This window comes from Ruegeria sp. BHSB056 (genome assembly GCF_059613305.1).
Window position 1 is genome coordinate 1 of record NZ_JBXWSG010000056.1, and the last position, 24,246, is coordinate 24,246.

23 protein-coding genes and 2 tRNA genes are annotated in these 24,246 nt (G+C 55.4%); 16 read left to right on the forward strand and 9 right to left on the reverse strand.

The window, feature by feature from the left end:
* From AC2FND_RS13625 to AC2FND_RS13635, 3 genes are all read right to left on the reverse strand, one after another.
* The coding region (locus AC2FND_RS13625; RefSeq protein ID WP_496770302.1) for a P-loop NTPase family protein at positions 1 to 852 on the reverse strand (852 nt) is incomplete at its 3' end.
* Positions 853 to 983: 131 nt separating this feature from the next.
* Entirely contained in the window at positions 984 to 2,996 is a 2,013-nt protein-coding gene (locus AC2FND_RS13630; protein WP_496770303.1) for a dynamin family protein, read from the reverse strand.
* Positions 2,997 to 2,998: 2 nt separating this feature from the next.
* Positions 2,999 to 3,421, reverse strand: a complete 423-nt coding sequence (locus AC2FND_RS13635) for a hypothetical protein (RefSeq protein WP_496770304.1) — start codon at positions 3,419 to 3,421, stop codon at positions 2,999 to 3,001.
* An 825-nt stretch (positions 3,422 to 4,246) separates the two neighbouring features.
* On the opposite strand from AC2FND_RS13635, the gene AC2FND_RS13640 reads away from it, so the two are divergent.
* Positions 4,247 to 4,331: transfer RNA gene (locus AC2FND_RS13640), tRNA-Leu, on the forward strand.
* Positions 4,332 to 4,695: 364 nt separating this feature from the next.
* Here the strand turns inward: AC2FND_RS13640 and AC2FND_RS13645 are convergent.
* Both AC2FND_RS13645 and AC2FND_RS13650 read right to left on the reverse strand, forming a co-directional pair.
* A tRNA-Pro gene (locus AC2FND_RS13645) sits at positions 4,696 to 4,772 on the reverse strand.
* Between the two features lie 118 nt (positions 4,773 to 4,890).
* Positions 4,891 to 6,006, reverse strand: coding sequence for a THUMP domain-containing class I SAM-dependent RNA methyltransferase (locus AC2FND_RS13650; RefSeq protein WP_496770305.1), 1,116 nt, complete (start codon positions 6,004 to 6,006; stop codon positions 4,891 to 4,893).
* Positions 6,007 to 6,303: 297 nt separating this feature from the next.
* Between AC2FND_RS13650 and AC2FND_RS13655 the strand changes: the two genes are divergently transcribed.
* The 6 genes from AC2FND_RS13655 to nqrF are packed head-to-tail and all read left to right on the forward strand — an operon-like array spanning position 6,304 to position 12,168.
* Entirely contained in the window at positions 6,304 to 7,647 is a 1,344-nt protein-coding gene (locus AC2FND_RS13655; RefSeq protein WP_496770307.1) for a Na(+)-translocating NADH-quinone reductase subunit A, read from the forward strand.
* A 5-nt stretch (positions 7,648 to 7,652) separates the two neighbouring features.
* On the forward strand, positions 7,653 to 8,861 hold the full coding sequence (locus tag AC2FND_RS13660) for an NADH:ubiquinone reductase (Na(+)-transporting) subunit B (protein ID WP_496770308.1): 1,209 nt from the start codon (positions 7,653 to 7,655) through the stop codon (positions 8,859 to 8,861).
* Entirely contained in the window at positions 8,854 to 9,669 is an 816-nt protein-coding gene (locus AC2FND_RS13665; protein WP_209597278.1) for a Na(+)-translocating NADH-quinone reductase subunit C, read from the forward strand. Before AC2FND_RS13660 ends, AC2FND_RS13665 begins: the two co-directional genes overlap by 8 nt.
* On the forward strand, positions 9,669 to 10,322 hold the full coding sequence (locus AC2FND_RS13670; RefSeq protein WP_209507137.1) for an NADH:ubiquinone reductase (Na(+)-transporting) subunit D: 654 nt from the start codon (positions 9,669 to 9,671) through the stop codon (positions 10,320 to 10,322). The genes AC2FND_RS13665 and AC2FND_RS13670 overlap by 1 nt, the downstream gene beginning before the upstream one ends.
* On the forward strand, positions 10,322 to 10,930 hold the full coding sequence (gene nqrE / locus AC2FND_RS13675; RefSeq protein ID WP_209507136.1) for an NADH:ubiquinone reductase (Na(+)-transporting) subunit E: 609 nt from the start codon (positions 10,322 to 10,324) through the stop codon (positions 10,928 to 10,930). The genes AC2FND_RS13670 and nqrE overlap by 1 nt, the downstream gene beginning before the upstream one ends.
* Positions 10,931 to 10,944: 14 nt before the next feature.
* A complete protein-coding gene (gene nqrF, locus AC2FND_RS13680) occupies positions 10,945 to 12,168 on the forward strand; it encodes an NADH:ubiquinone reductase (Na(+)-transporting) subunit F (RefSeq protein WP_267365752.1) in 1,224 nt (407 codons plus the stop codon).
* A gap of 54 nt (positions 12,169 to 12,222) precedes the next feature.
* Here the strand turns inward: nqrF and AC2FND_RS13685 are convergent, their stop codons facing one another.
* Positions 12,223 to 13,236: an NAD-dependent epimerase/dehydratase family protein gene (locus AC2FND_RS13685; protein WP_496770311.1), complete on the reverse strand. Its 1,014-nt coding sequence runs from the start codon at positions 13,234 to 13,236 to the stop codon at positions 12,223 to 12,225.
* Positions 13,237 to 13,420: 184 nt separating this feature from the next.
* On the opposite strand from AC2FND_RS13685, the gene AC2FND_RS13690 reads away from it, so the two are divergent.
* Positions 13,421 to 14,185 (forward strand): metallophosphoesterase family protein, encoded by a 765-nt coding sequence (locus tag AC2FND_RS13690; RefSeq protein ID WP_496770313.1) that lies wholly within the window; start codon positions 13,421 to 13,423, stop codon positions 14,183 to 14,185.
* 2 nt (positions 14,186 to 14,187) lie between these two features.
* On the opposite strand, the gene AC2FND_RS13695 is transcribed toward AC2FND_RS13690, so the two are convergent.
* The gene (locus AC2FND_RS13695) at positions 14,188 to 14,712 is read right to left on the reverse strand and encodes a CBS domain-containing protein (RefSeq protein WP_209507132.1); all 525 of its coding nucleotides are present in this window, start codon (positions 14,710 to 14,712) and stop codon (positions 14,188 to 14,190) included.
* Between the two features lie 123 nt (positions 14,713 to 14,835).
* Between AC2FND_RS13695 and AC2FND_RS13700 the strand changes: the two genes are divergently transcribed.
* The 7 genes from AC2FND_RS13700 (at position 14,836) to AC2FND_RS13730 (ending at position 22,202) form a co-directional block, all read left to right on the forward strand.
* Positions 14,836 to 15,021, forward strand: coding sequence for a hypothetical protein (locus AC2FND_RS13700; RefSeq protein ID WP_496770314.1), 186 nt, complete (start codon positions 14,836 to 14,838; stop codon positions 15,019 to 15,021).
* 66 nt (positions 15,022 to 15,087) lie between these two features.
* Positions 15,088 to 16,113: an FAD:protein FMN transferase gene (locus tag AC2FND_RS13705; RefSeq protein ID WP_496770316.1), complete on the forward strand. Its 1,026-nt coding sequence runs from the start codon at positions 15,088 to 15,090 to the stop codon at positions 16,111 to 16,113.
* 14 nt (positions 16,114 to 16,127) lie between these two features.
* Entirely contained in the window at positions 16,128 to 16,364 is a 237-nt protein-coding gene (nqrM, locus tag AC2FND_RS13710; protein ID WP_209507129.1) for a (Na+)-NQR maturation NqrM, read from the forward strand.
* Positions 16,365 to 16,437: 73 nt separating this feature from the next.
* A complete protein-coding gene (locus AC2FND_RS13715; RefSeq protein WP_496770317.1) occupies positions 16,438 to 18,108 on the forward strand; it encodes a sulfatase-like hydrolase/transferase in 1,671 nt (556 codons plus the stop codon).
* Between the two features lie 102 nt (positions 18,109 to 18,210).
* Positions 18,211 to 19,728, forward strand: a complete 1,518-nt coding sequence (gene gpmI / locus AC2FND_RS13720) for a 2,3-bisphosphoglycerate-independent phosphoglycerate mutase (protein WP_496770319.1) — start codon at positions 18,211 to 18,213, stop codon at positions 19,726 to 19,728.
* Complete coding sequence (locus AC2FND_RS13725) at positions 19,725 to 20,855, forward strand: murein hydrolase activator EnvC family protein (protein ID WP_496770320.1); 1,131 nt, start codon at positions 19,725 to 19,727, stop codon at positions 20,853 to 20,855. Before gpmI ends, AC2FND_RS13725 begins: the two co-directional genes overlap by 4 nt.
* 6 nt (positions 20,856 to 20,861) lie before the next feature.
* On the forward strand, positions 20,862 to 22,202 hold the full coding sequence (locus tag AC2FND_RS13730) for a S41 family peptidase (RefSeq protein ID WP_267367009.1): 1,341 nt from the start codon (positions 20,862 to 20,864) through the stop codon (positions 22,200 to 22,202).
* Positions 22,203 to 22,335: 133 nt separating this feature from the next.
* Here the strand turns inward: AC2FND_RS13730 and AC2FND_RS13735 are convergent, their stop codons facing one another.
* Positions 22,336 to 22,695, reverse strand: a complete 360-nt coding sequence (locus AC2FND_RS13735) for a hypothetical protein (RefSeq protein WP_496770322.1) — start codon at positions 22,693 to 22,695, stop codon at positions 22,336 to 22,338.
* 11 nt (positions 22,696 to 22,706) lie between these two features.
* Positions 22,707 to 23,468, reverse strand: coding sequence for a DUF6478 family protein (locus AC2FND_RS13740; RefSeq protein WP_496770323.1), 762 nt, complete (start codon positions 23,466 to 23,468; stop codon positions 22,707 to 22,709).
* A gap of 250 nt (positions 23,469 to 23,718) precedes the next feature.
* On the opposite strand from AC2FND_RS13740, the gene AC2FND_RS13745 reads away from it, so the two are divergent.
* The coding region (locus AC2FND_RS13745; RefSeq protein ID WP_496770324.1) for an ABC transporter transmembrane domain-containing protein at positions 23,719 to 24,246 on the forward strand (528 nt) is incomplete at its 3' end.

A 24,246-nucleotide genomic window follows, 5' to 3' on the forward strand; every position in this document is an offset into this window, starting at 1 on the left:
CTCATCAGGGCGCCGCTCAACGCGGGCCGGCCGAATGGGGAAACTTGTCACGACATTAAGATCGTTGTCTTCAGTTCGCTGTTCGTCGTCCAACGGGTTGACCAGTCGCAAAGGTGAAGCTTCGATGTCGCTGGACAGTGCTTCTCGTTCGTCTGGTTTGCGGGCAGGGCGCAGCGGTTGAACCTTGAATGCGCCCGTCTGGCTTTTGTCGATCTGGTACCGTGCCAGCTGATCGGCGCGGTTGTCCATAATCTGTTCTGTGATTTCCAGAAAACTGTCGATCATCTTTCCGCCGCCGCTGCGCGACCACATTTCAGCGTCGCCAGTCTTGTCGCGGGCATTGATCGCATCCCGTGCAGAAAACAAGATGGACCGGTTGAACAGATGCCCGGCTTCGCGGTTGACACGACGCAGAACCTTTTGGCGGTCCTTAAGGTTTAGTGCATCCGCCCGCGTCACCAACAACAGAGAGTTGTGTTGCAAGCGGTCCGGCAGCGAAACCCACGTTGCACGTTCGGTTTCGCGCCAGGCTTGCGTCGCATGGGTGCACCATATGACACCATTTGCCTGACCGACTGCCCGCTGCCAGACATCTGTCGAGATCTTGGGGTCCGAGATTCCGGGGGTGTCGATCAGATCGACGGCTTCCAGAATATCTGCTTCAAGAAAGATGCGAATGAACTGCGCGTCATTGACGCCAACAGTCTCAAGCTGATCCAGCTCGATTGGCTCAACGCTTCCGTCATGGCGCTTGATGTACGGTGTTTCACTGCCCCAGCTAAACCAGACCGGTGGTAGCTGGGTCGCGGTGACCTGCGTTGGCAATGTATGCGTTCGCAGTAAAAAATTCATCAGTGTGGATTTTCCAGCGCTGAATTCACCCATCAAAGCGAAAACCGGTTTGCGGCGGGACCACTGCTCGATACGTTCCCATGCTTTCGGTGAAACAAAGCGTGTTTGTGAGTTGTTTACCATTTTTCTACTTATGCCGCTTCGTTGCTTAGGTCTTTCAGGATGTCACCCAGAATTTCGTCTCGCGATTTCTGAGGTTGCAGACCCGCCATAGCTGCCGAGGCCTGCCCGATATTTTTGTCCGCTGATGATGAGATACTCAGCAACGTCTCCTTCTGTTCCCGCATGAAGTCCGCCAGAATTGCGCGGACGTTTTCCAACACTGCCGCAATCTGGTTTTCCTCGATATCCTTGGTGATCGAATTCGCCTCGGACGCGATCAAGCGAGTGTAATCGGCAGCGTATGCTTCAAAGCCTTTGCGCTTTTGCCACCAGCGTCGCCACCAAGTACTTTGCAAGTCCAGGGCAATCGTCCGGCCAATCCCCAATGGTGGTGGAACGCGCGGCACGATCGGTGCTTCGATGTTGAATTCGCCCAGATGGTTGCCAAGTATCTTGTGATACAGCGCTTCGACATCCGCGGCCGCAGTTGAATAGAGCGCTCCAGCATCTTTACGCATTGCGCGGGCAAAGCTGAAATAGGCAGCTTTTTGCAGCGTCCTCAAGCCAGCAGGGTCGTATTGCCAAGTGCCTTGCTCACCATTCTTCTCAAGATGCGCGATCAGAGAGTCTGTCGCACGCTTCACAAAATTTGTCTCGGCCGAGTTTAGGCGTTCCAATACTTTGTCGCGCAAAGCGTTGGTCAGTTCGGCTGCTTTCTTTTCATACTCCGCCGAGACTGTTGAAATCGCATCTTCCGGAGATACACCGTCAAGATCACGCGCGACGCCTTCACCCTCTGACAGAGTCTTTGCTACAGCGGTGGCACGAATTTGGCTGGCAATGTTGCGGGCGCGATGGCGAACCCGGTCCATCAGCCGCGCTCCGGCACCTTCTGCAATACGCTCGTTTATCGCCAACAGCAGATCAGGCAAACCGGACAATGCCCAGATTTTATCCAGCGAAGGGGCTTGATCACCGAACCCGGCGGCGAGGTAAAAAGTATTGAGTGCTTCGCGGGATTCTTCGTTCAGAATCTCGGGATTCCCGGTCAGCGCCGCCTCAGCCCATAAGGCACTGCCGAACACGACACTTGTCTTTTCGTCGATGTTGTTCTGTTTCAAAGTGTCCTGAATCCGGTCGCGGATTTCGGGGACTTGATTGACCGGGTCTGACAGCTCGTCAATCCGGTTCACAAACAGGACAATCTGGCGGTTCTCAAATTGGGCGATGATCCGCATCAAGGCCATGTCCATGGTGGTCAGGGCTTGGCTTGCGGCAAGCACTACAACACAGACCTCGGACCCGCGCAGGCTGCGCAGGGTAATCTGTTCACGCACCATGAAGGTATCGTTGACACCCGGCGTATCACAAAGCTTCAGCGCAATCGGGTACTGAGGGATATCCATGTACAACTCGGCCGACTTGGTCACATCTGCGAACCGGCCTGTTTTTGGATTGATATCCGGGTCGTCTTCATCGCCCAGGCAGACATATCTTTGGATCAGTTCTTCATCGAAGTGATCGTATTGGTGGCTTTGGCCAAGTATCAGGTCGAAGTGCTTTCCAAGACGCTCTTCCGACTTTGCTTTCATCTCGCCGATCTGACGGCGAATGTCCTCCATCTCGTCATCTGCACCGGCACGGTTGGCCAACTCGCCCAACCGGCCACCCCCGACCATCAGGTTGTCCCATTCTTCCTGCTCAAAGAAGGTGAACTTGGCCTTGGTGTCGCCCGGTGGACGCGTGTTGATGTTCAGGGTTGTGACGACCGACGTCCACGGGTTCACATCCGACGGAAGCAAAGATGGGCGCCCCGCAAGAATGTTTACAATCGATGATTTGCCCGCTTTTACCTGACCGACCATAGTGATGCTGGCGGTGAAGTTTTCCATCCGGGTCTTGAGTGTTGCCAGACGTGCCGAGGAGCGCGCATCAGCCACCTCAGTCAATTGATCAATCTGCGCCGTCAGTGATGACATTGCAGAGGTCATCGGCGCCAGAGCTTCGTTGCCGACAGACAACAGGTGATCATTGCGCGCCATGCTTAACCTCCGGTTCCCGTAGCTGCGATGCGGGGTTCATGCGAAGGACGTCCTGTTGGAATTCCTGTCAGCGTGTCGATACGTGCGATCAGGTCCAAAGCGTTGCCCAGAATGTCAGCCTCGGCGCGCGGGCTGATGGTTTCGTATGCCTTGGCGTCAGCTAGCACTTCGATCGAGCAGAAGCGATCGCCGTTTTCAAGGCACGCAACGCGGCGTCCGGTCGGGAACCCCTCGGATTTGACCGCGGGCAATGGCATACGCGCGTTGGCCAGCAGGTAGTGGTCTCCGGAGTGGGTTCGGAGCGAAATCCCAAAACCCGTGTTCGGATGGTCCCGGTTCAGGATCTTGAGTTCGCCAAGAAAGCTTTCGCGAGCAAAGAAGACAGCCTCTTGCTCGGCAGTAGCGGAGGGATTCAGATCGGTCACAGCAGTAAACCTTGTACTGGAGTTGAGCAGGAAACTCGTACCGGCGCCAAAGTGGCAAAAAAGACTCATTAACTCCTGCTAAACAACAAGACCCTTCAAGGCGGTCTTATTTTGACGTGAATAAGATTTTTTGGCGTTTGAAATGTGGCAGCTTTGTGGTGGAGTGCTCTTGAGAATGCCTCAACCTGCGCGGGAATGCCTATGACGCAAGTGCCAATCCGCACTTCCTGTTTGAAACCGAGCGGAGACTGGCGAAACACAATAGCTTGTACCTGACGGTACAGGTCATTCAGTAAACTGTATGGTTCTGTAGGACATTGTAGCCGGGTAAGCCATTCTTGTTATTTCAGAACCCTGAAGTCTCTCTCTGAGTTGGCAAGGGTCGCAGATGCGTTTCCTGGGGCGCCGTGGCGGGTAATCCCGCGCCCCTTTCCAAGGGTTAAACTACGAGCGTGCAACGGCAGCGAAGGATGATCTCCATATTCGCTCTTGGTGATCATGCAACAGTCTGTCAGCTTGTCTTTCTGGCCTTTGGTCAACGTAAGCGTGATATTTCGCAGGCTAAATGGGCTGAAATCTAAACTTCTGCACGAATGAAGGGCTCCTCCACATTAGCGTGGTCTTTGACCCGCAGGATATCGGATTTCACGGCCACTTATGTTTCACTGACAAGCCTCTTAGGACTATACATCTTCATTAGATAGTGTGGTTGCCCCATATCCGATCAGAGGATCTACAAACTTGGCGATACGTGTATTTTACCTCTCGCGCTCGGAAGCAAGCTTTGTTATTGACCGCTTCATTCCAGCGCTGCGGCGCTGAGTTGCGGGTGTGGCGAAATTGGTAGACGCACCAGATTTAGGTTCTGGCGCCGCAAGGCGTGGGGGTTCAAGTCCCTCCACCCGCACCACTTTGATCAACTAAAGTTTTGAAGATATTAGCATCTATTGTTCAGTTAGGTTTTGCCCGCAATTGTTCCCCAAGTTCAATCGCTGCTGGTTTCCCTGTCTTCGATCCAATCGCACATCTCTAGCGCACTCAACGGTGCTTATCTTTTCCACTGATGAATAGGGCTTTCCTTATCGGCCCATAAGTCCGGAAGAGGTTAAGAAGGCCGCTGGGATCAATGATAGGAAGATACGAGATATTGCTGCCGTGGATTATGGATGAAGATTGAGATCGAAGTAAGCACATCCAGTGCCAGAAATGCTGTGGATACTGTTTCGGGCGAGCTGCTGCAAACAACAAAGGCGCCCTTGGGCGCCTTGATTTACTGGTCGGAGTGAGAGGATTCGAACCTCCGGCCCCTGCCTCCCGAAGACAGTGCTCTACCAGGCTGAGCTACACTCCGACCGTGGCGGGTGATCTATACGGGGCTTTTCCGATGCGCAAGAGGATTTTGAGAAGCGGTCATCTGAATCTGCCGTCTTTGAACCGGTATCGGATGGGCTAGGCAGGTCACGCGACTCTCATGGCAGAGCGTCCGTTTTGTACAGGCGAATCTTGGTGCCTCCGTGGTCTACCACCGGACCGGGTGCCAGCAAAGGCAGGCGGGTCGCCCGAGCTAGGGCCGGGGCGCTGGTGACCACTCCGACACGCCATCCGCGAAAACGGGTCATCAAGGACTTTCCCAAGGCTCCATAGACAGAGCGCAGACGCTTTTCATCTCCAATCCGCGCGCCGTAGGGAGGGTTCACAATGATCAGCCCGGTTGGTCCCGCGGGGGGTTTGATGTCACTGACGGAAAGCTGTTGAAAACGCGTATTGGCGCTTACCTGCGCTCTCTCGGCATTGGCTGTTGCGGCTTCGATTGCCCCGGCGTTGCGGTCTGAGCCGCAGAAGGTGAGAGTACATTCCGCGACCTCAGCCTCGCTGCGCATGTCTTGCCAACGGTCAGGGTCGAAGCCCGCCAGGTTTTCGAACGCAAAGCTGCGGGTCCGACCGGGGTGCAGCCCCAGGGCAATCTCGGCGGCTTCGATCACGAAAGTACCCGAGCCGCACATCGGGTCCAACACCGGTTCATTGCCGCTAAACCCGCAGTCTCGAAGAAACATGGCTGCCATCGTTTCACGCATTGGCGCTTTGGCAATTGCTTCTTTATGACCCCGCTTGTGCAAAAGCTCTCCCGAGCTGTCGACCGAAATCGTACAGATGTCCTTCTCGATTCTCAGCAAGATCCTGACTGCGGCGTCGGAAGATATCGGAGCGCCCAGAGTTTCGGATATCGCATCCTCAACTCTCTGCCGTGCGGCGCCGGCGTGATATATTCTGGATTTGCGGCTGGTGGCCTCGACTTTGACTGGAACATCGGACCGCAGGAACTCACCCCACGGAAATTTACGCGCGCGTTTGTCCAATTGGGCCAAATGCACCGCAGGAAAACTGCCCAGACGGACCAGTACCTTGTTAGCACCGCGTAACGTCAGGTTGGCGCGCCAGACCTCGGACCACGAACCACGGCAGATGACACCCCCTGGAATCGTCTTGACCTGAGAGAACCCGTTGAACTGCGCCTCGGCAGCGAGGGGAGCTTCAAGCCCCGGGGTGGCAATCAGAAAAATTTCGAAGTCTGTGTCTTTTTCCATTCCGGTTGCTTACACTGGAAGTTCAGCGGGCGCGACACGCAATTTTGACCCGTATTTTTGGCCATATTGAGGGAAAACTCCAAGATTATGCAGTTTGATCTTAACTTTTGGCGGTAACAGGTTTGCGTTTGCGGGCATCCGCGCGTAAAGGGTCCGTGATCAGAATTACGCCTGCGGATTTTGGACCCATTTCGACGCTTTTGCGAGGGGTGCCTGAAAAAAACCGCGTTATTGCATGACCCCATAAGGGTGTCGGCAGGGCTGGCGCAGGAAAGAGGCTTGGAAGAACGTAGCGGCATGCAAACTTTCAAACTTAAAAAAGGGTTGGACCTGCCGGTTGAAGGCGCTCCCGACCAAACCATTCATCCGGGTCCGGAATATTCGACCGTTGGCGTTCTGGGTGGGGATTACATTGGCCTGAAACCTAAGATGCTGGTGCAGGAAGGTGATAGTGTCGAGCGGGGTACGCCGCTCTTTTGTCACAAAGATGCGCCTGACGCGATGATGGTCGCACCGGTGAGTGGCAAGGTTATTGCCATCAACCGGGGTGCCCGCAGGGTGTTGCAAAGCGTCGTCATCGAAGTGTCCGACACCAATGACACGGGGTTGGATTTTTCGAACGTAGGCGACGCGGACAGCAACGAAGGCGTGACTGCCAAACTGTGCGCCGCTGGTCTGTGGACCTCATTTCGCACGCGACCTTATGCGAAAATGCCAGAACCCGGTGCCAATCCGAACGCGATCTTCGTGACAGCCATGGACAGTGACCCATTGGCGGCTGATGCCGCCACGATCATTGCCGAGGCGCCCGAAGCCTTTACCGCTGGCTTGGCAGCAATCAGCAATCTGACCGAGGGCAAGACCTATCTTTGCCAGAAACAAGGTGACACGATCCCCGGCGCGGACGTGGCTGGTGTAGAGGCGGTGGCATTTTCCGGTCCACATCCGTCGGGTTTGGCGGGAACGCATATTCACTTCCTCGAACCGATTGCGGGCGAAAAGCAGGTCTGGACCATCGGTTATCAGGACACCATCGCGATCGGCCGTTTAATACAGACCGGGCACCTTGATCCGAACGTTGTGATTGCCTTGACAGGGCCCGGTGCGCGGCAGCCGCGTTTGATCCGCACCGTGATGGGCGCGTCCACGGGCGACTTGACACGGGATGAGGTAAGTGTGGACGGAACGCCTCGCATCATCTCGGGTTCGATCCTGTCGGGTCAACATGCCGACGGACCGACCGCATATCTGGGGCGGTTTGCCCGTCAAATCTGTATCATCCGAGAGGATCACGATCAGATTCCGATGGGCTGGATCCGACCAATGTCTTCCAAGTATTCCGTCCAGCCTGTATTGGGCTCGGCCTTTTCCAGAAAACTCTATGCTTTCACGTCCAACCTGAACGGTGGCCGCCGCGCAATGGTGCCGACAGGTGTGTTCGAAGAGCTGATGCCGCAGGATTACCTGCCCACACAATTGCTTCGGGCCTTGCTGGTGATGGATACGGATACAGCTCAGGCACTGGGTGCGCTTGAACTGGACGAAGAGGATCTGGGCCTTGTGGGCTTTGCATGTCCGGCGAAATACGAATACGGGCTGGCGCTGCGCGACTGCCTGAACAAGATTGAAAAGGAGGGCTGATCCGAATGGGATTGCGTAACTTCTTTGACCGGATCGAGCCAAACTTTACCAAGGGCGGCAAGTACGAGAAGCTTTTTCCGATCTACGAGATGGTGGAAAGCTTCATCTACACTCCGAAAACCGTAACCACTGTTGCTCCTCATGCGCGGTCTTACGTGGATATGAAGCGGATCATGACATATGTCGTGATTGCCACAATTCCCTGCATCCTATGGGGAATGTGGAACACCGGTTATCAGGCAAATTCGGCCATTGCCGCGCTTGGCCCAGAGTCTGCGACCGGCTGGCGGATTGCAATTCTTCAGGTTTTTGGCATTTCGCTGAATCCGGACAGCATCTTTGCCAATGTCATGCACGGGCTCATGTACTTCCTGCCGATCTATGTCGTCACGTTGGTGGCAGGCGGTATTTTCGAGGTCATTTTCGCAACGGTCCGCGGCCACGAAGTGAATGAAGGCTTTCTTGTCACTTCGATGCTTTACGCCCTGATCATGCCTGCAACCACACCCCTGTGGCAGGTTGCCCTGGGGATTATCTTTGGTGTCGTGATCGGCAAAGAGGTATTCGGCGGCACTGGTAAGAATTTCCTCAACCCTGCCTTGGTGGGGCGGGCGTTTTTGTATTTTGCCTATCCCGCGCAGATGTCGGGCGATGCTGTCTGGACCCCGGTCGACGGGTTTTCCGGGGCGACGGCTCTGGCTGTGTCGGCTGCCGAAGGCTACCAGGCACTGGCCGCTGACGGTATCACCTGGTGGAGCGCGTTTTACGGCACCATTCAGGGCAGTATCGGGGAAACCTCGACTCTGGCCTGCATGATCGGTCTGGCCTTCCTGCTGATCACCAAGATTGCCAACTATCGGCTGATTTTGGGATGTCTGGCGGGCACAATTGCGTTCACCTGGCTGTTGAACCTGATCGGGTCCGAGACGAACCCGATGTTCGCAATGCCATGGTACTGGCATGTCGTGTTGGGCGGTTACGCCTTTGGTCTGGCTTTCATGGTGACCGAGCCGGTCTCGGCAAGCCACACCAATGTCGGGCGCTATATCTATGGTGCACTGATTGGTGTCATGGTTGTGTTGATACGTGTGATCAACCCAGCCTTCCCCGAAGGTATGATGCTGGCCATACTGTTCGGCAACGTCTTTGCACCGCTGATCGACTATTTTGTCGTTCAGGCCAACATCAAACGGAGGGCGCGTCGCCATGTCTGATACGCAATCCCCTGAACGCAAGGGCGCGATTGCCCGTTTTCTGGCGGCCTCGCCAGATTCAGTTGGCAAAACAATCTTTATTGCTGTTGCAGTCTGTCTCGTTGCCTCGATGATCGTGTCTGCCGCCGCAGTCAGCTTGCGCCCGGTGCAAGAGGCCAACAAGCTGAAGGACAAGCAGGTCAATATCCTGCAAGTGGCGGGGGTGTATGAACCCGGCGTCAATGTCACCGAAGCATTTGCCGCATTCGAGCCGCATGTGCTGGATCTGGCAACGGGCGATTTTGTGGACGATCAGTTCGACCCGGCCACCTTTGACGATCTGGCCGCTGCCGGTGATCCTAACCTGAGCGTCGCGCTTGACGACGATCCCGCAGGCATTGGCCGCAAGGCAAAGTACCGGGTGATCTATTTGCTGCGCGACGACGCGGGGGCCTTGGACAAGGTAATTCTGCCACTGCATGGCTATGGGCTGTGGTCCACTCTGTACGGTTTCATCGCGCTGGAGAAGAACGGCAACGATATCTACGGCTTGCAATTCTATCAGCATGGCGAGACGCCAGGTCTGGGTGCTGAGGTGGACAACCCGCGCTGGAAGACGTTGTGGAATGGCAAGAAGCTGCGCGACGACGCGGGAGTGTTGCAGATCACCGTCGCCAAGTCGCAGCCTGCGGCCGGGCCCGACTATTACATCGACGCCCTGGCAGGTGCGACCCTGACCACTGTCGGTGTCGACAACCTGGTGAGATTCTGGATGGGTGACGCGGGTTACGCGCCGTTCCTGGCCAAGCTGCAAGCAGGAGAGATCTGATGTCTCAGACCAAGAAAGAGCTGTTGGTCGACCCCCTTGTCGACAACAACCCAATCACCCTGCAGGTGCTGGGCATCTGTTCGGCTCTGGCGGTGACTTCGTCGTTGCAGGTGGCCTTTGTCATGGCGCTGGCGGTGACCTTTGTGACCGCGTTTTCGTCGATGTTCATTTCGATTTTACGCAACCAGATTCCCGGTTCGATCCGAATCATCGTGCAGATGGTGATCATCGCCTCGCTTGTGATTTTGGTGGATCAGATCCTCAAGGCGTATGCCTTTCAGATTTCCAAGACTTTGTCCGTGTTCGTCGGCCTGATCATCACCAACTGTATCGTTATGGGCCGAGCCGAGGCATTCGCCATGAAAAACCCGCCGGTAGCATCGTTCATTGACGGTCTGGGCAACGGCATGGGCTATGGCCTGATCCTGATGCTGGTGGGCATCATCCGCGAACTGTTCGGTTCGGGCAGCCTGTTCGGGGTAACAATCCTGCAAACAGTCAACAATGGCGGGTGGTACGTGCCCAACGGCCTTTTGCTGCTGCCGCCGTCGGCGTTCTTTGTGATCGGCCTGCTAATCTGGGCTTTCCGCACGTGGAAGCCGAACCAGGTCGAAGAACGTGAATACAAAATCCAGCAGGTAGAGGCGCACTGATGGAAGGGCTTATCTCTCTGGCCGTGAAGGCCGTCTTTATCGAAAACCTCGCGCTCAGCTTTTTCCTTGGCATGTGTACCTTCATCGCCGTGTCGAAAAAGATTTCGACTGCCATCGGGCTGGGAATATCAGTCATGGTGGTGCAGGCCATCACCGTGCCCGCCAACAACCTGTTGCTGTCCTTCCTGCTGAAACCGGGTGCATTGGCATGGGCCGGGTTCCCGGACGTGGATCTGACCTTTCTCGGGCTGATTTCCTACATCGGTGTGATTGCAGCGATGGTTCAGATCCTCGAGATGATCCTAGATAAGTATTTTCCACCCCTCTATAACGCGCTGGGGATCTTCCTGCCTTTGATCACTGTAAACTGCGCCATTCTGGGTGGTTCGCTGTTCATGGTCGAACGCGACTATAATTTTGCCGAGGCAACCACCTATGGCATCTCATCCGGTTTCGGCTGGGCGTTGGCGATCACCGCGATGGCAGGCGTGCGCGAAAAGCTCAAATACTCGGATGTTCCGGACGGGCTTCAGGGGCTGGGCATCACCTTTATCACCGCCGGGCTGATGGCGATGGCCTTTATGTCCTTCTCGGGCGTGAAACTGTAAGGGGGGGCGTGAGAATGGAAACCTTTTCGCTCGGCGTTGTCCTGTTCACCCTGATCGTTCTGGCGCTGGTGGCCATCATTATGGCTGCGCGTTCCAAGCTGGTGTCGACCGGCAACGTCAACATCACCATCAACGGTGAAAAGACTATTTCGGTTCCGGCGGGTGGCAAACTGCTGCAAACATTGGCGGCCGAAAAACTGTTTGTTCCATCAGCTTGCGGTGGTGGTGGTACCTGTGCCCAGTGCCGCGTGAAAGTGCATTCGGGTGGCGGTTCGATCCTGCCGACCGAAGAAAGTCACATCACAAAGCGCGAAGCATCCTGTGGCGACCGTCTATCCTGTCAGGTAGCGGTGAAACAGGACATGGAAATCGAGGTTCCAGAAGAGGTCTTTGGCGTCAAGAAATGGGAATGCACAGTTCGCTCGAACGACAACGTTGCGACCTTTATCAAGGCCCTTACGCTGGACCTGCCCGAAGGCGAGGATGTGAATTTCCGTGCCGGGGGCTACATCCAGATCGAAGCGCCTGCTCATCAGTTGAAATACACTGATTTCGACGTGCAGGAAGAATATCGCGAGGATTGGGATCGCTTCAATCTGTGGCAATACGAGTCAGTTGTGAACGAACCTATCGAGCGCGCCTATTCGATGGCCAACTATCCGGATGAAAAGGGCATGATCATGCTTAACGTCCGGGTTGCTTCACCGCCTCCGGGCTCAGAAGGAATTCCGGCGGGACAGATGTCGTCCTACATCTTCAACCTGAAGCCGGGCGACAAAGTCACAATCTCAGGTCCATTTGGCGAGTTTTTCGCACGTGAAACCAAGAAGGAAATGGTCTTCATCGGTGGTGGCGCCGGCATGGCACCGATGCGCAGCCACATCTTTGACCAGCTCAAACGCCTTGAGAACCGCGACCGCAAGATCAGCTTCTGGTACGGTGCGCGGTCCAAGAAAGAGATGTTCTTTGTCGAGGATTTCGACCAACTGGCGGAAGAGTTCGACAATTTCGAATGGCATGTCGCTCTGTCGGATGCCCAGCCCGAGGATGAATGGAAAGGCTATACCGGCTTCATCCACAACGTTCTGTTCGAAGAATACCTCAAGAACCACCCGGCACCTGAAGATTGCGAATACTACATGTGTGGACCGCCAATCATGAACCAGTCAGTAATCAACATGCTGCTGGATCTGGGCGTGGATCGCGAAGACATCATGCTCGACGATTTTGGCGGGTAACTAATGAAACCGGCGCTGAGTGCGCCGGTTTTTTCATTCCGGCGCCAGGTCGACCTATTTTCCATAATAGTCCCGGTACCAATCGACGAATTGGGCAATGCCGTCTTTCAGGTCGGTCTGCGGGCGATAATTCGTCAGTCGCTGCAGCAGCCGATTGTCAGCCCAAGTGGCATGAACATCGCCCATCTGCATTGGCATAAAGTTTTTGACCGCTTTCTGGCCAACAGCCTCTTCGATGGCTTCTATGAAATCCATCAGACGCACCTTGTCTCCGTTGCCAATGTTGACGATGCGGTACGGTGCAACGGGCGACAAGCTGTCACCATCTTCGATATCCGCGCGGCTGGTCGGGCGGACCGGCGGAACATCGATCAGCAACCTGATCCCACGCACAAGGTCTTCTACATGCGTGAAGTCGCGATACATGTCGCCATGATTGTAGATGTCGATTGGTCTGCCATCCAGTATCGCAGCGACGAATTTGAAATAGGCCAGATCGGGGCGCCCCCAAGTGCCGTAAACGGTAAAAAATCGAAACATGGTGGTCGGCAAATCCCACAGATGGGCATAGGAATGCCCCATCGCCTCATTCGCCTTTTTGGTGGCGGAGTAGATCGTCAGTTGGGTGTCGGCTTTTTCTGTTTCGATGAACGGCATGTCCTCGTTTGCACCGTAGATTGATGAGGTCGACGCCATCAAAAGGTGTTCTACTTTGTGCTGACGCGCGATTTCCATCACATTGAACGTGCCCACAACGTTCGACTCGATATAGCTGCGAGGATATTCAAGGCTGTGCCGCACGCCTGCCTGCGCGGCCAGATGGACGATGACATCGGGCTGAAAGTTCTCTGCGACCTGCGCAAGCCGGTCAAAGTTTTCCAAACGTTCTTCGGTAGCTGTAAATCCCGGGGTTTGAAGCAGTATCTGATGTCGGCGTTGTTTCAGGGTTACATCATAGTAGTCGGTCATCCCGTCGTAGCCGTGTACTTGAAATCCTTCTGCCAAAAGCAATTTGGCCAAATGAAATCCGATGAACCCGGCAGAACCTGTAATCAAAACTCGTTTCATAAAACCCTCAGAACTCATTGCAAATTCATCGCTGATCGGAAGGCGTTGATCCAATCACCAGATCAACTGCTTGCGAACATCTTGCGGGCCATATCGGACAATCTAAGGGTTGTGGTCAACACTTTGCCTATTCAAACAGTTGCTGATTGCGACCACTACGCAGGGCGGGTAGGGATCAAATGCCATGATGAAAGACTGGATCAGACGGCGGTTCCAATCCGCGGTGAAGAAAAGCACCAATGCGATGCCATGCGACGTGGCACCCGCAGAAAAGGTGACGGCCGTCGGCGACATTCACGGTCGTCTTGATTTGCTTCAGGCGCTTTTGCCACGACTCGACGATCAAAGCCCGCTGGTCTTTCTGGGCGATTACATCGACCGGGGGGCATACAGCGCGCAGGTACTGCGGCATTTGCATCACCTGAGTGAAGCGTCAGACGGGCGGGTGCAATGCTTGCTTGGCAATCACGAAGAGATGCTGCTGCAATTTGTAAACGACCCGGAACGTTACGCCAGGCTTTGGTTTCATAACGGCGGAGCGGAAACTCTGGCATCTTTCGGCCTCGTATGTCCCGACGAGTTGGACAGTGGCAAGCATCTGCCTGAACTGGCAGAGTGTCTGCGGCACAAGATGGGCGACAGCTTGCTGGACTGGCTTGCAAATCTGCCGCTGACCTGGACCAGCGGCAACGTCACCTTTGTCCACGCGGCACTTGATCCGCGGCAATCCATTCAATCCCAGGATCGCCAAATCTGCCTATGGGGTCATCCGATGTTTCCACGGCTTGCACGCAGCGAAGCGCAATGGGTTGTACACGGTCATACAATTGTAAACCAACCCCGGGTTAAAAACCGGGTTGTGTCGATTGATACCGGTGCCTTTGCCTCGGGCAGATTGACCGCCGCTGAAATAGACGGCGGCAGTGTCAGGTTTTTTTCAACCGGTTGAACCTAGCCAACGATCATCTGCTTCATGCGAAGCGCTTCATACTCCAATTCCCTCAGGCGGAAATGCACAACATCTCCGATAGTGATGACACCGCACAAATTGCCATCCCGCAGGACCGGCATATGGCGGAATCGTCCTTCGGTCATGGTTTTCAGCACGTCATTCAGCGTATCCTCGGGGGTGCAGGCCTTTACTTCCCTGGTCATCAGATCTTCGACCGACTGCGGCAGGGTCTGTCCGGGCGTATCGGCCATGCGACGCACGATGTCGCGTTCCGACAATATCCCTTGCAATGCCCCGTTCTGATCTGTCACCAGAACAGCGCCAATCCGCTTTTCCTTGAGCGTGTTCACCACCGAATGGATGGTATCATTAGGCCGCACCGAAAACACCGCATCCCCTTTACCATCAAGCAGCTTGGCTACGGTCGTCTGCGAATGCGACAGGTTCGAATCCGCTGATTGGCTGTAGGTCGTCTTGTCGGCTTTGTCACCGCGCGACGGCGACTGGTAAGAGGTTGGAGCCATGGGCAATCTCCTTTTTGGTTCTTGCAAAGTCTTTCCCTTTCACCTTAGCGCAGCTAAACGACCTGTATAGGGTACAATTGCACGAGTTGGCCAAACGCAGGTCCGCAGAGAGAGCTTAAGCCTTTGAATGAATTCTATCTTACGCCCCCGGTCGCCGCGCTGATCTTCTTTGCGGCTGTTGTGTGCGGTCATAACTTTCGCATGGCATGGAAAAAACAACAGCCCGGGTGGCAGAAACGCGCGTGGCTGTTCGGTATTCCGGCCGGAACTGGTCTTTTGCTGTTGGGTTTCCTTCCGCTGAAACTGTAATGCCAATTTGACTCTGGCTGGGACCGCTGGCATATGCCGGGCACAGGATGTCCCGGAGATAGCCCAATGCGTCTTTTGCCCGTACTGGCCTTTTTCACCCTTCTTACAGGCTGTCTTTTTGACAAGGAACCCGAAGTGGTCCGTCTGTCTGGTGAGACAATGGGCACGACCTACAGTATCACCGCAATTGGCGAAGACCTTGACGAAGACGCACTGGCTTCTGCCGTCAGTGAAAAGCTGGCAGCTGTGAATGCCAAGATGTCCAACTGGGATCCGAACTCCGAGGTTTCCGTTTTTTCCGCGTCGTCCAGCACAGATCCAATACCTGTTTCCGACGAATTTGCGCTGGTTCTTTCGGCGGCGAACGAAGTGCACGCGAAATCTGGTGGCATCTTCGACGTAACCCTCGGCCCTCTGATCGAGCTTTGGGGTTTTGGCCCACGCAAACCCGAGGATCCGGTGCCATCTGATGCCGATATCAATGCAGCGCTGAACGGTGTAGGTCAAGAACGCCTGCTAGCGCTCGATACCGATGCCGGTACGCTTGCCAAGTCAAACGCCAGTGTGGGCATTAACCTGTCCGCGATTGCAAAAGGCTATGGAATTGACGCTGTTGCGGAAACCTTGCAGGCCGCTGGTATCGAAAACTATCTGGTTGAAATCGGCGGCGATCTTGTGACCAAAGGTAAGAATGACAAGGGCGAAGCGTGGCTCATTGGCATCGAAAAACCTGAAACGGGTTCGCAAACTATCCAGTTGATTGTTTCTCTGGATGACAGGGGTATGGCCAGCTCGGGCGATTACAGGAATTTCTTTGAAAAAGACGGTGTGCGTTATTCGCATATCATCGATCCGACAACAGGCCGTCCGATCACGCACCGCACCACTTCGGTCACCGTGCTGGCCGAAAACGCGATGATGGCCGATGCCTGGGCAACAGCCATGCTGGCCTTGGGGCAGGAAAAAGGGCTGGCTCTGGCAGAGGAGCATAAACTTGCCGTGTATTTCATCTCGCGGGATGTGACAGGCGGCGAAGATGCCTATATCACTGCCCATAGCACGGCGTTCAAAGACGCGCTGGGATCGAACTGACTGTTGGAGCTGAGATGAGTACCTTTATTCTGGCCTTCATTCTTCTCGCTCTCGTCATGGTGGGCATGTCATTGGGTGTCATGCTGATGGGCAAGACCATCAAAGGCAGTTGCGGTGGCCTAAACGCGATCTCGGGCGCGGATAAATGCGTTGTCTGCCAAAAAGATGTCGACCCCGACAGCCCACTGCGCGACAAGCTGCAATGCAAACGCGCCCAAAAAATGCTGGAGCAAATGGACCGTCAGGCCTGACACAGGTTTTGCTTCGTTCTGCGGATAGAATTGGCTAACTAAGTCCTCGAGACTTTTGGGGGAGGGTGTCAACTTGGCTAAGGCAAAAAACATCCTGTTCATCATGTTCGACCAGCTGCGCTGGGATTACCTGAGCTGTTACGGTCATCCTCATCTGCATACGCCAAATATCGATCGTCTGGCTGCCAAAGGCGTGCGCTTCAACCGCGCCTATATCCAATCGCCGATCTGCGGCAGCTCCCGCATGTCCACCTACACAGGGCGCTATGTGCATTCTCACGGCGCGTCGTGGAACGGAATTCCCTTGAAAGTCGGCGAGATTACGATGGGCGATCACCTGCGTAAGGCGGGGATGGATTGCTGGCTGGTCGGCAAAACCCATATGCGTGCAGACGCCGAAGGGATGGCGAGGTTGGGTTTGGAGCCCGACAGCCTGATCGGGGCCCGCGTCGCCGAATGTGGATTTGACGTGTACGAACGGGACGACGGTATGCTGCCCGAAGGTCCGGATGGGTTTTATGACCCTGACGGGGCAAAGGAATACAACAAGTTCCTGAAGGCCAAGGGGTATGAGAGTGACAATCCCTGGCATGACTTTGCCAATTCCGGGTTGGATGCGGATGGCAACGTTTTGTCTGGCTGGTTTCTGAAGAATTCACCCGAAGCCGCGAATATTGCCGAGGAAGACAGTGAAACCCCCTATCTGACCGGTCGCGGGATCGAGTTCATGGAAACGCATGATGGCCCGTGGTGCTGCCATCTGAGTTTTATCAAGCCGCATTGGCCGTACATCGTACCGGACCCATACGCCTCGATGTATGGGCCGGAACATGTGTTGCCTGTGGTGCGATCCGAGGCGGAACGTCAGAATGCACATCCCGTGCTCAAAGCCTTCATGGACACAAAAATCGGCCAGACCTTTTCGCGGCAGGATGTGCGTGAGGCGGTTATCCCGGCCTATATGGGGCTGATCAAGCAAGCCGATGATCAGATGGGCCGCCTGTTGGACTGGATGGAGAGAACCGGGCGGATGGAAAACACGATGATCGTGGTGACATCAGATCATGGTGATTTTCTGGGCGATCACTGGATGGGGGAAAAGACCTTTTTTCACGATGCCTCGACCAGGGTACCGTTGATCATCTATGACCCGTCGCCCGAGGCGGACGCGACACGTGGCACTGTCAGCGATGCGCTTGTAGAATCCATCGACCTTGCACCGACCTTTGTCGATGCGGCTGGTGGGGAAGTGGCGACGCATATTCTGGAAGGTCACTCCCTGCTGCCCATCCTTTATGGGGAGGCGGACGCGTTACCACGCGATGTGGTGATCTGCGAATATGATTACTCGGCTTCGCCAATCGCAAGTGTTTTGGACGTGTCGGTCCGCGATGCGGTGATGTTCATGGCCGCAAGCAAGAAATGGAAACTGATCCATTGTGAAGGTGGGTACCGGCCAATCCTGTTCGACCTAGAGAACGACCCTGATGAGTTGAACGATCTGGGTGACAGCGCGGAACATGCCGGTGTGATTGCCGAGATGTACGAGTATCTGTTCGCCTGGACGCGGCGGGCGTCCCAGCGCACGACCCGGTCCGAGCAGCAATTGATCGACATGCGCACCAAAAGCCGGGGCAGGGGTGTTGTTCTGGGCGTCTATGATGAAAACGATGCGCCGCTGGACCTGACGGTCAGATACCGCAATCGCAAGGCGCGCCCTTTCCAAAGCTACTTAAAAGACTAACCCTGCTGCGTCGGTTAAAATTGTTCATCATTACGAAGGTGGTTCACCCGTCGAAGTCCAAAGGATAGAAGGTGACCCAAGAGCAGCAAACGGAGTACATCAATGGCCATCCCCAAACCTGTTGTCCTGTGCATTCTAGATGGTTGGGGTCTGTCCGAGGACACTAAAGCCAACGCACCCCATCTGGCAAACACGCCAACCTTTGACGCGATCATGTCTAATTGCCCGCATTCGACCCTGATCACCCACGGCCCGGATGTGGGTCTACCAAGCGGGCAGATGGGGAACTCGGAGGTCGGGCACACTAATATCGGTGCAGGGCGTGTGGTCGCCATGGACCTGGGCCAGATCGATCTTTCCATTGAAGACGGGACATTCTTTGAAAACGAAGCGCTGCAGGCTTTCATCACCAGCGTTAAGTCCGCTGGCGGCACTGCACATCTGATGGGGTTGATCTCGGATGGTGGGGTGCATGGTCATCTGAATCATATTCTTGCCGCAGCCACTGCCATAACGGATGCCGGTGTCCCGGTTGCGCTGCACGCAGTGACGGATGGGCGTGATGTCGCGCCAAGGTCAGCTCTGACTTACATTGCTGAGCTGGAAGAACGCCTGCCCGACAACGCACGCATCGTCACCGTGAGCGGGCGGTACTTTGCCATGGATCGCGACAATCGCTGGGAGCGTGTCAGTGAAGCGTATGCTGCAATGGTCAACGGGCAGGGCCGAACAGCAAGCAGTGCCCATGGCGCGGTTGATCACGCCTATAACCAGTCCGAATCTGACGAGTTTGTCACACCAACCGTATTAACGGGATATGACGGTATTAACGATGGCGACGGTTTCTTTTGCCTGAACTTCCGTGCCGACCGTGCCCGTGAAATCCTGCGCGCCATCGGCGAACCCGGTTTTTCCGAGTTTGCCACAGGGCTGCGCCCGAAGCTTTCAGCACTGCTGGGCATGGTCGAGTATTCTGACGGGCATAATGCTTACATGACCACGGTTTTTCCAAAGCGCGCGATTGTAAACACACTGGGCGAATGGGTCGCCAAACAAGGGCTTCGGCAGTTTCGACTGGCGGAAACCGAGAAGTACCCGCATGTTACGTTCTTTTTGAATGGCGGTAAGGAGACGCCCGAACTAGGTGAGGACCGCTTTATGCCGAGCTCGCCGAAAGTGGCGACCTACGATCTACAGCCCGAAATGTCGGCCGCGGAGGTTACGGCGAAGTTTATCGAAGCCATCGAAGGCGGGTATGACCTGATTGTTACAAATTATGCCAACCCCGATATGGTTGGTCATACAGGTGATCTGAATGCCGCAATCAAAGCATGTGAAGCCGTCGATCAGGGGTTGGCGCAAGTCATTGCGGCTCTTGAAAAGGTCAAGGGGGCGATGATTATCACGGCCGATCACGGTAATTGCGAAGTCATGGTCGATCCTGTGACCGGTGGCCCGCATACGGCCCATACGCTCAATCCTGTTCCCGTAGCGCTGGTTGGCGGGCCAGAAGGCGCGAATTTGCGCCAAGGACGTTTGTCCGATCTCGCGCCGACCCTGCTTGATCTGATGGGTTTGCCGAAGCCGCCGGAAATGACCGGGGAAAGCCTGCTGTCATGAAACCGGCCGCTCTGGCAGTGTATCTGTTTTTGGCCTTACCGGCGCTGGCTCAGCCAGACGCTTCCAAGGCTGCTTTGGACGCAGCGCAGATGCTCGAACAGGCGTCCATCGCGTTATCCGAGGCTGAAAGCGCCCGAGACCGGGTCCATGCTCTTACGGAGACGATCCATGCCTATGAGGCCGGGTTGGGCGCGATGCGGGTGGGATTGCGCCAAGCGGCTACCCGCGAGGCGCAACTGAGCGCCGAGTTGCGGGCGCGCGAAAAGGAAATCCGGCGATTGCTTGGTGTTCTGCAAACCATCGAAACGACCGAACCACCTGTCTTGATGTTACATCCGTCCGGCCCGTTGGGGGCGGCCCGTGCAGGCATTATGCTGTCCGAGGTCACCCCCAGCCTGAACGCCAGCGCGCAGGAACTGGCGCAGGACCTATATGAAGTGCAGACATTGCGTGTCTTGCAACAGAAGGCCTCGGAAACTTTGACAGAGGGTCTGACGGGCGTTCAGGCGGCCCGCACCCGTCTGAGCGAGGCAATCGCCGACCGCACGGATTTGCCCCGCCGCTTCGTGGAAGACCCGGTGCGTACGGCCATCCTGATCTCGTCGACTGAAACACTGGATGGTTTTGCAAGTGGTCTGTCCGAGATCTCGGAAGGAGAGATCCTCGACAGCAATGCCAGCGTCTTGGACAGGAAAGGCCGGATATCAATGCCGGTACAGGGCATCTTGCTGCATAAGGCCGGTGAAACGGACGCCGCCGGTGTCACGCGCCCCGGCCTGATCGTAGGGACACGCCCGCGCGCTTTGGTCACATCGCCTACCGCTGCGACAATTCGCTATCGCGGGCCGCTGCTGGATCTGGGGAACCTGATAATACTTGAACCTCAATCGGGACTTTTGTTCGTATTTTCCGGTTTGCAGGAGGTCTATGGCCAGCCCGGTCAGGTGATCCCAGAGGGCACACCAGTTGGTCTGATGCCCGGTGAAATGCCGGGAATCGGCGCAATTTTGTCAACAAGCAGTGATGGCACTGGAACTGACCGCTCAGAAACGCTCTATATAGAGGTAAGAGAAGACAATCGCCCCGTGGACCCGGAATCGTGGTTTCGGACCGACAAGGATGGATAAACGCGTATGAAGAAATTTGTGGTGGCCGGTCTGGCTGGAACTGTGGCAGGTATTCTTGCAACAACTCAGATCGCAGGACCCCTGCTGGCGCAGGAGGCCGAGAACAAGGCAAGCGTCTATGAACAGCTGGATTTGTTCGGCGACATTTTTGAACGTATCCGCGCCCAGTATGTCGAAGAGGTTGAGCCCGAAGAACTGATCGAGGCGGCGATTGACGGCATGTTGACATCGCTTGATCCGCATTCGAGTTATCTTTCCCCCGATGATGCCGAACAGATGCGCGTGCAGACCCGGGGCGAGTTTGGTGGGTTGGGTATCGAAGTCACGCAGGAAGAAGGCTTTGTCAAAGTTGTATCACCCATTGACGATACCCCCGCCGACGCAGCCGGAATCGAAGCCGGGGATTTCATTACCCATGTGGACGGTGAAAGCATTCTGGGTCTGACGCTGGACAAAGCTGTTGACCTGATGCGCGGCCCGGTCGGATCCGAAATTATCATCACCGTCGTACGTGAAGGTGAACCTGATCCGTTCGACGTCACTATTATCCGTGACACAATCAAGTTGACCGCTGTGCGCGCTCGGACCGAAGGCACCAGTGTCGTTCTGCGTGTGACCACGTTCAACGACCAGACCTTCCCGAACCTGCAGGAAGGATTGCAGGAACAGATTGCTGAAGCGGGTGGCATCGACAAGGTCAACGGTTTTGTTCTGGACCTGCGCAACAACCCAGGCGGCCTGTTGACTCAGGCGATCAAAGTGTCGGACGCGTTCCTGAACGAAGGTGAAATTGTCTCCACGCGCGGTCGCGACCCGAATGAGGGTGAGCGGTTCAACGCCACCCCCGGGGATCTGGCTGAAGGCAAGCCAATTGTGGTGTTGATCAATGGCGGCTCGGCCTCGGCATCCGAGATTGTGGCCGGTGCATTGCAGGATCATCGCCGCGCTATCGTTGTGGGCACCAAGAGCTTCGGCAAGGGATCCGTACAGACGGTCATGCCGTTGCGTGGTGACGGCGCCATGCGCTTGACCACATCGCGCTATTACACTCCGTCAGGACGATCAATCCAAGCCCTTGGCGTCAGCCCGGACATCATTGTTGAACAACCTCGCCCTGCACCTGCGGAAGAAGAGGAAGAGAACAACGGACGTACCCGGTCCGAAGCTGACCTGCGCGGCAGTCTGAACAATGACAGCCTGAGCGAGGATGAAATCCGCCAGATCGAGGAAGATCGCGCAAGGGCCGAAGCAACCGCTGAGCTGCGGAAAGAGGATTATCAACTGGCATACGCCATAGACATCCTCAAAGGCCTGTCAGCGTTCACCCCACACGGGCCGTCCCAATAATCAAACAAATGGGCCGCGTACAACGCGGCCCATTTGTTTCTGTCTCGTAAGATTTTTGTCATCCAGCAGCGCAATCCGAATGCGACGCGCAGAGTGCGCATAACTGAATGGATGATCCGATTTCGCAAGCGTTTCAGCCGTCTCCGCGACTTACCCTTCGGAAAGCGCGTTTCAGCATATCCAACTCTGCGCGCAAAAGGTCCACTTCCGCCCTGAGATCATCGGCGGCTGGCTCTCCTGCTATTATGGAGAAACTCCCAAGTTTCTCGACACTGCCTGCGTCGACTATGACGAAGCTGTGCACGCCTTCGGACAGGGCTGTGACGGGTACCGGAACATATAGATCCCATCCGTTGTCTGCGGGCGAAAGCTCAACACCCTCCAGAGGTTTCCCGAGATATCTAACCTCCAATCCCGGTTTCTGTTCGGCTTCAACATGGCCGTGCCAAATACCGCTTTCGAACCGAATGAAGGTCAGGGATGGTTGTGTCATCTTTGATTGTCTCACAAGTCGGCGCGATGGAAGCGGCAAAACGTAAGGTCTCGTACACTCATACGGTTCATTTCCGGCTTCTCAAAAATAAGATCCAGCCAGATCTTTTCGATCCGACGTTCATTCAGGGGCAAGTGAGCCAGGTCAAACTCAACTGCGTTCACGGTGTCAGAAGGGTCTAGCTGCCGCAAAACCTGTTCCATGTTAGGGCCGTGCTGAACATTGAGGCGTGCAAACACGCCCGACGGTTTTTCGCAGTCAATCAGGGTTTCCAACCTGATCAGATGCTCTCGTGTCAGATCGCGAGCGACCTCACGCGGCAAGTCGATTGATACCGATAGGAACGAGCCCGCGAAACCAAAGATCTCGATCTCCAGGCTGAACGGGGCCAGATCACTTGCCCCCCGGTTGCGGATTTGCCGTACGACGATTTCGGTCAATGGGCAGTCGTGAAACAAGCTGACCTGATCGTCCATGACCGTTTTGCGGGGAGCAGAGGCCATTCCGGATTGCAACAACGGCGCGCGCCACAGGCCGGGCCGCCAGCTCCAGTCGGTGCCGACAGGCCGGTGAAACTGAGTTGATCCTATTTTTGGGCGTAGCAAGCGCGCATCCGCCAGTTGGATCAGGCGATCCAGTTGCCCACGCAGACTGCGTGCCTGATCGCGTTTCAACCGCAACTCGGCCTGCGCCGAATCTGGCGCCTGCCGCACGGCCCGGCGCCAGCGGCCGAGCGTCCTGCGATGAATATAGCGATCCAGAATCCTGCGCATGGTCTCTTCGTCCGATAATGTCCTTCTTTAGTCAAAGAAATGAGTAGGAATAAACCCGCAATCACAAAAACACTACTTGAGCGCTACGTTTTCTGGTTGGTGGCTAAGCGTAAAAAAGATAGGTGCCGGATTTGGAGCCTGACCCCGTCAATTCTTGCAATACGTCGGGTCAATGCTTACCGTCTGTTTCCTGAAAATGGGTTACCCCTGAACAGCCATACTTCAGTTCAGCTATCGATAAGGCCAGGCTATGGAGCCCACATTATTTTCTTTTATTTGGAAGCATTCAAAAAAGCAGCAACTTGTCCTGTTGCTGTTAACGGTCCTGTCCTTCCCGTTTCTATATGCGTCGCTGGAGCTACCTAAACAAATCATCAACGATGCCATCGGTGCGCCGGGCGACACGGTGACAATCTGGGGCTTCACAGTGTCTCAGGTTCAGTACCTGATGATACTGTGCTTTGCATTTCTGGCTACTGTGATTGCCAGCGGATTGATGAAGATGCGCATCAACACGATGAAAGGCATCTTGTCTGAACGAATGCTGCGCCGTCTGCGCTTTACGTTGATTCAACGCACAATGCGCTTTCCGAAATCCTATTTTGCAACCACCAGCCAAGGAGAGCTGGTCTCGATGATCACATCCGAGGCCGAGCCGATGGGCGGCCTGATGGGGGATGCGATTGCGCAACCGGTGTTTCAGTTCGGTCAGATGATGACAATCGTCACCTTTCTGTTCATGCAAAGCATCTGGTTCGGTTTGGCAAGCATCGCGCTG

Coding starts and splice junctions, on each gene's coding strand:
- AC2FND_RS13630 (WP_496770303.1), bottom strand. CDS start 2,996: ATGGCGCGCAATGATCACCTGTTGTCTGTCGGCAACGAAGCTCTGGCG.
- AC2FND_RS13650 (WP_496770305.1), bottom strand. CDS start 6,006: ATGGAAAAAGACACAGACTTCGAAATTTTTCTGATTGCCACCCCGGGG.
- AC2FND_RS13655 (WP_496770307.1), top strand. CDS start 6,304: ATGCAAACTTTCAAACTTAAAAAAGGGTTGGACCTGCCGGTTGAAGGC.
- AC2FND_RS13660 (WP_496770308.1), top strand. CDS start 7,653: ATGGGATTGCGTAACTTCTTTGACCGGATCGAGCCAAACTTTACCAAG.
- AC2FND_RS13665 (WP_209597278.1), top strand. CDS start 8,854: ATGTCTGATACGCAATCCCCTGAACGCAAGGGCGCGATTGCCCGTTTT.
- AC2FND_RS13670 (WP_209507137.1), top strand. CDS start 9,669: ATGTCTCAGACCAAGAAAGAGCTGTTGGTCGACCCCCTTGTCGACAAC.
- nqrE (WP_209507136.1), top strand. CDS start 10,322: ATGGAAGGGCTTATCTCTCTGGCCGTGAAGGCCGTCTTTATCGAAAAC.
- nqrF (WP_267365752.1), top strand. CDS start 10,945: ATGGAAACCTTTTCGCTCGGCGTTGTCCTGTTCACCCTGATCGTTCTG.
- AC2FND_RS13685 (WP_496770311.1), bottom strand. CDS start 13,236: ATGAAACGAGTTTTGATTACAGGTTCTGCCGGGTTCATCGGATTTCAT.
- AC2FND_RS13690 (WP_496770313.1), top strand. CDS start 13,421: ATGATGAAAGACTGGATCAGACGGCGGTTCCAATCCGCGGTGAAGAAA.
- AC2FND_RS13695 (WP_209507132.1), bottom strand. CDS start 14,712: ATGGCTCCAACCTCTTACCAGTCGCCGTCGCGCGGTGACAAAGCCGAC.
- AC2FND_RS13705 (WP_496770316.1), top strand. CDS start 15,088: ATGCGTCTTTTGCCCGTACTGGCCTTTTTCACCCTTCTTACAGGCTGT.
- nqrM (WP_209507129.1), top strand. CDS start 16,128: ATGAGTACCTTTATTCTGGCCTTCATTCTTCTCGCTCTCGTCATGGTG.
- gpmI (WP_496770319.1), top strand. CDS start 18,211: ATGGCCATCCCCAAACCTGTTGTCCTGTGCATTCTAGATGGTTGGGGT.
- AC2FND_RS13725 (WP_496770320.1), top strand. CDS start 19,725: ATGAAACCGGCCGCTCTGGCAGTGTATCTGTTTTTGGCCTTACCGGCG.
- AC2FND_RS13730 (WP_267367009.1), top strand. CDS start 20,862: ATGAAGAAATTTGTGGTGGCCGGTCTGGCTGGAACTGTGGCAGGTATT.
- AC2FND_RS13735 (WP_496770322.1), bottom strand. CDS start 22,695: ATGACACAACCATCCCTGACCTTCATTCGGTTCGAAAGCGGTATTTGG.
- AC2FND_RS13740 (WP_496770323.1), bottom strand. CDS start 23,468: ATGCGCAGGATTCTGGATCGCTATATTCATCGCAGGACGCTCGGCCGC.